The sequence below is a fragment of the Caballeronia humi genome (assembly GCF_001544475.1).
GTDB lineage: Bacteria > Pseudomonadota > Gammaproteobacteria > Burkholderiales > Burkholderiaceae > Caballeronia > Caballeronia humi.
Genome location: NZ_FCNW02000110.1, coordinates 1 through 7,056 on the forward strand (window position 1 = coordinate 1; position 7,056 = coordinate 7,056).

Annotated in this window: 7 protein-coding genes; 4 read left to right on the forward strand and 3 right to left on the reverse strand. The window is 59.6% G+C overall.

The genetic code is table 11. The annotated features are described in order from the left end of the window. Positions 1-438 precede the first annotated feature (438 nt). Together AWB65_RS33725 and AWB65_RS33730 are read right to left on the reverse strand one after the other, a co-directional pair. Positions 439-1,653 (reverse strand): trypsin-like serine peptidase, encoded by a 1,215-nt coding sequence (locus tag AWB65_RS33725; RefSeq protein WP_087671133.1) that lies wholly within the window; start codon positions 1,651-1,653, stop codon positions 439-441. A 404-nt stretch (positions 1,654-2,057) separates the two neighbouring features. Further along, positions 2,058-2,252, reverse strand: coding sequence for a hypothetical protein (locus AWB65_RS33730; RefSeq protein WP_327359543.1), 195 nt, complete (start codon positions 2,250-2,252; stop codon positions 2,058-2,060). On the opposite strand from AWB65_RS33730, the gene AWB65_RS33735 reads away from it, so the two are divergent. From AWB65_RS33735 to tnpC, 4 genes are all read left to right on the forward strand, one after another. Further along, a complete protein-coding gene (locus AWB65_RS33735) occupies positions 2,240-2,974 on the forward strand; it encodes an IS6 family transposase (RefSeq protein WP_087671134.1) in 735 nt (244 codons plus the stop codon). The two genes, AWB65_RS33730 and AWB65_RS33735, sit on opposite strands and share 13 nt — an antisense overlap. A gap of 328 nt (positions 2,975-3,302) precedes the next feature. Then, a complete protein-coding gene (tnpA, locus tag AWB65_RS33740) occupies positions 3,303-3,695 on the forward strand; it encodes an IS66-like element accessory protein TnpA (protein WP_087671135.1) in 393 nt (130 codons plus the stop codon). Continuing rightward, on the forward strand, positions 3,692-4,027 hold the full coding sequence (tnpB, locus tag AWB65_RS33745) for an IS66 family insertion sequence element accessory protein TnpB (RefSeq protein WP_087671136.1): 336 nt from the start codon (positions 3,692-3,694) through the stop codon (positions 4,025-4,027). The genes tnpA and tnpB overlap by 4 nt, the downstream gene beginning before the upstream one ends. Positions 4,028-4,094: 67 nt before the next feature. Further along, positions 4,095-5,651 carry an IS66 family transposase gene (tnpC, locus tag AWB65_RS33750; protein WP_087671137.1) on the forward strand — a complete coding sequence of 519 codons (1,557 nt, stop codon included), beginning with the start codon at positions 4,095-4,097 and terminating at the stop codon, positions 5,649-5,651. A gap of 208 nt (positions 5,652-5,859) precedes the next feature. Here tnpC and AWB65_RS33755 read toward each other — a convergent pair whose 3' ends face one another. Further along, positions 5,860-6,993, reverse strand: coding sequence for a two-component system sensor histidine kinase NtrB (locus AWB65_RS33755; protein WP_235008047.1), 1,134 nt, complete (start codon positions 6,991-6,993; stop codon positions 5,860-5,862). Positions 6,994-7,056: the final 63 nt, after the last annotated feature.

Sequence of the window (7,056 nt, forward strand, 5' to 3'; positions counted from 1 at the left end):
TAATTTCGTTTGTGCGGGTGGACGGCACTAACGCTCCGACAGGCCAAGTCATCATGGCCGGTGAAATGCGTGTTGAGCTGTCCACCGAAGCACCGTTCATCAAGTCGAAACGGGTCAAGCCGGGGCGCGATGACATCCCATATTGAGGCGACCAGCGAGTGACTGTGGTCTTACCGGTTGAACGGAGGCTGTTGCGTAATGAATCAAAGGACAGTCCAAGCCGCAAGCCGAAAACCGACATACGGGAAGAGACTGAAAAGGTATTTTCAGGAGTATCGGCAGTCGAGCTGGACCCTTTGAACCGCGAAGTCGTCGGCTGACACCATAAGCCGCGCGCTACACGGTCGTCGTGATTGATGCACTGACAATGGCGACGTTCCGGCGCCAGCAAAGGCCGGCGCGCAATTCATCGGGACAGAGGCGCAGCCACCACACACTCTAGTCGCAATAGCCTTGCGATGCATACGTACCGCCACCGGGAGCTCTCTTGTTACACAGCGTGTTCAGCAGCGAGGCAATGTTGCCTGCTCCGTAACCGCCATAATTTGCATTCGGGTACTGCGCGTTTTGGCGGAACTGGGAGGAGTAGTTATCCTTGGCCGCATTGGGATCCGAGGTTCCCCATGACGTCACGCCAATGACCGCGAGCTTCGAAGCGGTACCTGCAACGGCGTCACCTTCCCGCACTGGGTCGCGAGACTTGAAATTCACGATCCAAGGGCCACCGCTTGAGCCACCCGTGAGGTCGCTTCCTTGCCAGAGCTGCCAGGCTCCGCCGACCACTGTTGTGTAAGTCGGCCCGTCGGTGCGCTGCATAATCGCGCCACCGTCGAGAAGGTCCGGATATCCGAAGGTCGAGACGGCAGCAGTCTGTAAATTGCCCGTCTTCGGAGATGATACGAACGAACAGTTGTTCCAACCATAACCTAGATATCCGGTGATGTCGCCGATGAACTGATTGTCAGTGTTCTTGGCGAGGGCGATCACCGCCAAATCGTTGTTCCGGGCTGCGCCAGATCCTGTGTCGGTGCCGTTAGCCCAGCTCGCCGGACGAACGAAGGCGGTCCAGTTCCATATGCCATATGGAGCTTTCTGCTTTGCTGTGGCACCAGGCGCACCGTAATGTCCTGGGATGAACTGATAGTCGGAATAGGCCGTATTCCCACTGCCGAAGCTTTGGATGCAGTGTGCGGCCGTTACAAGAACGCTTCTTCGAATAAGGCTCGCGGAACAGTAGCCGGCAGAGAACGAGAGCTTGCCGATCGTCCGGTAAGGGAAGCTTGTGCTAAGAAGGTTGGCAAGCGTAGCGCCCGAAGCGCTTTGATCACCGTCCTGCACGCGAGTAGATGTAAATGGAATGCCGAAAGATCCATATGCACGAGGTCCGGTGTCCGTTACGATGCCTTTTTGCGTCATAACGCCGGGGGAGTATGGTCCCGCGTCGGTATTTGGCGTTACTGTCGATGTATCGGGCGCATACAATCGATTCACGACCGGCTTTAAGGTCAAAAGCTCCGACGTCGACAGCCTCGTCTCAGATAAGTTGAGGTTAATGACAACGGTGTCCTCGGCAAACGCCGCCCCGGTCAAGGATGCTGACAAAATCGTTGCGGCAGTCACTGAATGGGGTACGAAACGATAGCATTCTCTCATCGTATGTCTCTAAAAGGCCCTAAGATCGGCAACGGTAGGTCGTGTTCCACGCGCGGCTACCGCAACGGCTAGCTAGGGCAACGCACCATGTCCAGAGGGTTGGACTCTTGCTCACGTCATAGTGGGTAAATATCCATATGCCTCGTCTCGACGGCCGAGCGGTGGCGAGAAAGTACCGGCTCACAGCCAGCCCCGCACTTTCTTGGTGGCGGTGACCGCGCTGTCATCGCTGTGCGAACGTGCTGAATCCCATCAGCTCGCGATTCGACTACCATTTTTAAAGTCCGCCCAGCTTCCGGTCATGCCTGGCAGCGATTGCGTGTCACGGGGCGGCGCAGTGGCGCCGGGGATGGACGCCGTAATGGCGCCAGCAGAAACGAGGTAGAACGCGGATTCGAACGGTTTCAAGATTGCGGTTTTTTGCCGTTTTTGGCAACTGGATTTTCGCCGTTGTCGATCATCGGTTTGGGCTTGCGGAAGCTTTCGCCCTCGATAACGACGCGATAGGCGCCGTGTTGTAGGCGATCGAGCGTAGCGGCTCCAAGGGCATTGTCACGTTGCTGGGGCGGTCGCGTAAGATTGCGCGATGAAGAATACAAGATCGCTCTATTACGGTCACCGCTTTCCGGCGGTGGTCATCAGCTGCGCCGTGCGGTGGTATTTCCGCTTTCAGTTAAGCCTGCGCGACATCGAGGAATTACTGTTCGAGCGCGGGGTTGTCGTCAGTTACGAAACGATTCGGCGCTGGTGCAACAAATTTGGGGCGGCCTTTGCCCATCGCGTGAAGACTGCTCGCCGCAAGCCCGGCACCACGTGGCATCTGGACGAAGTGTTTGTGACGTTGCGCGGCGAGCCTTATCTGCTGTGGCGGGCAGTTGATCAGCACGGTGCCGAACTCGATATCCTGCTGCAGAAGCGTCGCGACAAGGCCGCAGCTAAGCGGTTTTTCAAGCGCGTGCTTGCCTCTTGTCCCGAAGTGCCACGCAAGATCGTCACCGACCAGTTGCGCAGCTATCCCGCCGCGAAAGCCGAAATCCCCGAGCTGGCAAACGTCAAGCACGTCTTCGTCAAAGCAAGCGCCCGGTTGAACAACCGAGCCGAAAACAGTCATCAGCCTACGCGTGAACGGGAGCGCCGCATGCGTGGCTTCCGCGATCCGGAACGTACGCAGGTGTTCCTGTCGAGCTTCGGCCCGATCAGGCAGCACTTCGCGATCAAGCGACATCTACTGCGCGCCTCCCTTTACCGCAAACAGCTCGGCGAACGCTTCGCGACATGGCATCGCTTCACTGAGGTCACCCAAAATCCGTCCGCATTCTGAGCAAATGTGCGTCCCCTGCGCAATTGCGTCGCCAACACTTTAACGTGACAACGCCCTCGCGCTGCCATTGTAGTAGTAGGGAATCACGGCCACCGACCATCCCGGCGTGGCGGGCAGGGCAGCGAGACTCGCATACTGGCCTGACAACCAAAACGCGACGCCTCCTTGGTCCGCCCAAACATTTGACCATGGCGCGAAATTCAAGCCGAGCGTGAGCGCCAGTACGGCGCTTTTGCGGGCTGCTTGTACGTAAGCGCCCGGTGATGGCATCTTGAATCGACGTAGCAGCCTTGGGAGCATCGTGTCCACTTAACGAATAGGCGGACAAGTGAACACTATTGACCAGGATGCCCCCTTGGGTCGCCGCAAACGGCGGCGATACACGGACGAATTCAAAGCGGAAGTAGTGGCAGCCTGCCAAGGACCAGGCGTGTCGGTTGCCGCGATCGCGATGATGCATAAACTGAATGCCAACTTGCTGCGGCGTTGGTTGGAGAAGGCCGAGAGCGGCGCAACGACGACGGGCAGCGATATCGTGGCAATGAAGCCACCAGCAGCGGCGCCCATACCACCTGCTTTCGTCCCACTTCAACTAAGCGACGCAGATCATCAAAGAGAAATCCGCGTCGAGGTACGGCGCGGCCAGCAATCGATCACGGTCAGTTGGCCGACATCAGACGCGGCCCAGTGCGCAGCGTGGTTACGCGAGTGGTTAAAATGATCCGCATCGACGAGGCGTGGCTCGCAGTTGACCCGTTGGACATGCGAGCGGGTTTCGATACAGTACTCGCGCGCGTGGTCGCCGTGTTTGAGGCGGCTCACCCCCACCACGCCTATCTCTTCACCAACCGTCGGGCCAACCGCATGAAAGTGCTCGTGCACGACGGAATCGGAATCTGGCTGGCAGCACGGCGGCTGAACCAGGGACAGTTCGTCTGGCCGCAGCCCGGAAACGGCACGCGTCGGGCGATCACGCAGGAGCAACTGGCCGGACTCGTGCTCGGATTGCCGTGGCAGCGCATTGGGCAGGACGGCGTGATTCGCGTGGTGTGAGCGGGGCCGCGGCAATCGGTGCGTGTGCCAATGCCCTTGTCGCACGGGCTTTGGCACACTATTGGTCATGATCGATAGGACACAACTCCAGGACATGAGCGCAGACCAACTGCGTGCGCTCGCCCTGGAATTGATGACGGAAGTTCAGGCACAACAACAGATCGTCGATCGCACGGAAGCAGCACTACGATTCAGCGACGCGAAGCTCGCGCAACTCACGCACGAGATGGCCGTGCTTAAACGCTGGAAGTTTGCTGCCCGAAGCGAGAAGATCGGTCACGAACAGCAAAGCTTGCTCGATGAATCTATCGATGCCGACCTGGCCGCGATCGAACTCGAGTTGGAGAGGCTGTCCACCGAGCCAAAGACCAAAGACGCGCCGAACAAGCCGCGCCGGGCACCGCTTCCGGCGAACCTTCCACGTGTCAATGTCCATCACGAGCCCGAGTCGACCGTTTGCGGCTGTGGCTGTGAGCTCAAGCGCATCGGCGAGGATGTCAGCGAGAAGCTCGATTACACGCCGGGCATGTTCACCGTCGAGCGTCATGTTCGTGGCAAATGGGTGTGCGCTCACTGCGAGACCTTAACTCAGGCACCGGTGCCGGCGCACGTCATCGATAAAGGCATTCCGACGGCGGGCCTGCTGGCTCACGTGCTTGTTTCGAAACACGGCGATCACCTTCCGCTGTACAGACAGGAACGCATCTTCGCGCGTGCCGGCCTGGCCATTCCCCGATCGACACTGGGTCAATGGGTGGGCACGTGTGGCGTTCAACTGCAGCCCTTAGTTGACGCGCTAAAAGAGAAGATCCTGAAGCATCGCGTGTTGCACGCCGACGAGACACCGATTTCGATGCTCAGTCCGGGAAAGGGGAAGACGCACCGCGCTTATCTCTGGACTTATTGCCCGGGAGCATTCGAACCATTGAAGGCGGTTGTCTACGACTTCGCCGAGAGCCGCGCGGGCGAACATGCGCGAGCCTTCCTCGATCAATGGCGCGGCCACCTGGTGTGCGATGACTTCGCGGGCTATAAGCAGCTGTTTACCGAAGGCGTGACCGAGGTTGGTTGTCTTGCCCATGCGCGCCGTAAATTCTACGACTTGCATGTTGCCAGTCGAAGCCAGATTGCCGAGGATGCGTTGCGCTACATCAGCCAACTGTACGATGTCGAGCGCGAAGCGCGTGATCTCTGCTCCGAAAATCGATGGGCACTTCGCCAACGATGCGCGCGTCCCATCGCCGAAGCACTGCACGCCTGGATGGTTCTGCAGCGCGCACGCGTGAACGAAGGTTCGTCCATAGCGAAGGCGCTCGACTACAGTCTGCGGCGGTGGGCAGCGCTCACCCGATATCTCGATGATCCCCACCTTCCCATCGATAACAACTGGTGCGAAAACCAGATAAGGCCGATTGCCGTTAGCAGGGGAAACTGGCTCTTCGCGGGTTCCGCTCGCGCGGGCCGGCGTCAGGCCGCAGTGATGAGTCTCATCCAGTCGGCTAAGCTAAATGGGCACGATCCCTATGCCTATCTGAAAGACATCCTGACCCGCCTCCCTACGCAGCCCGCCAGCCGGCTTGATGAGCTATTGCCGCATCTCTGGCAGCCTCAGCTCCAACAGTAGACTGACGTCGGCTGCCGAACTCCTGGGATCACCGGGCGCTTACGCTTGTACGACCGAAGTTGCGCATCTCTCCATCGCGTACCCCTTCTAACGTGTGATCACGCGATTCCATGTGGCGCACGTGAGCCAGTGCTGCCCGAGCTGATAGCTCGCCGATACGTAGAAAAGTGCCGAGATCCGGCCGTCGCGGGTGCGGTTTTGCGACAAGTCATGGCTTTGTGTGATGGCAAGGCGCGGATCCGGTGGGAAGCGTGAAATAGAAGGTGGCGCCAGCACCCGCATTGTTCTCGGCCCACATGCGCCCCCCATGCGTGTCGACGATGGACCGGCTGATCGACAGTCCCAGTCCGAGCCCGTCACGCTTCGACGTAAAGAACGGCGTGAAGACCTTCTCGACGATATCGTCCGCGAGGCCGGGCCCGCAGTCGCGCACCGCGACCCGCACCGCGCCTTCGTCATCCACCGACGCCTCGATCACGACCTCGCGATCGGGCACGCCGTGGGACTCCATCGCGTCGAACGCATTGAGCAGCAGATTCAGCACGACCTGCTGCAACTGCACGCGGTCGCCATGAACCGGGGGCAACGCGGGATCGATATTCATGAAGACGCGCACGCAGCGCACGATCGCGTCGCTGTGCAGCAGCAGCGCGACGTCGGTGATCACGTCCGCGAGACTCAGCGGCGCGGCTGCCAGCGCGCCCTTTTTTAGCAGCGCGCGAATCCTCCGAATGACTTCGCTTGCGCGTCGATTGTCCGCGACGAGGTCGTAAAGAATCTCGCGCACTTCGTCGAGATCGATCGGCTCCATCGCCATGAAACGCTGCGCCGCCTGCGCGTTGCTGAGGATCGCAGTGAGCGGCTGATTCAGTTCGTGAGCCAGCGAGCCCGCAAGTTCGCCGAGCGTCGAGACGCGCGTGAGATGCGCGAGGTCCTGCCGGTTGCGCTGCAGTTCGTAGCGCTCCGACCGGTCGATGACGACGGTGAGCATCAGCGCTTCCTTGTGCGACGTCAGAGGATTGGTGGTGATCTCAACGGGGAATTCGGTGCCTTCCTTGCGACGGGCGAACACATCGCGCGAGCCATGCGCTGCGCTGAGCGCGTGACCCGAAGCCGTATCGATCTGCAGCGCGGCATGAGCGCCGTCGCGCAAGCCAGGCACGAGCACATTGGCAGATGCGCCAATCAAATCGGCACGGCTGTAGCCGAAGAGCTTCTCCGATGCCGCATTGGCGAGCACGATTTCGCCATGCAGGTTCGTCACGAGAATCGCGAAGGGCAACAGCTCAAGCGTGTTGCGAAACGGGTCGTCGTCATGGGGTAATGGCTCGGCGCGTGTCAAGGTACTTGTCGCCTCAGTCATGCAGCCAAAGGCTGTCTAAGTGTAGCGTGCGAGGCCATCGTG

Bases quoted from the DNA above. Each gene is read 5' to 3' on its own strand.
- AWB65_RS33725 (WP_087671133.1), bottom strand. From the start codon at position 1,653: ATGAGAGAATGCTATCGTTTCGTACCCCATTCAGTGACTGCCGCAACG.
- AWB65_RS33735 (WP_087671134.1), top strand. From the start codon at position 2,240: ATGAAGAATACAAGATCGCTCTATTACGGTCACCGCTTTCCGGCGGTG.
- tnpB (WP_087671136.1), top strand. From the start codon at position 3,692: ATGATCCGCATCGACGAGGCGTGGCTCGCAGTTGACCCGTTGGACATG.
- tnpC (WP_087671137.1), top strand. From the start codon at position 4,095: ATGATCGATAGGACACAACTCCAGGACATGAGCGCAGACCAACTGCGT.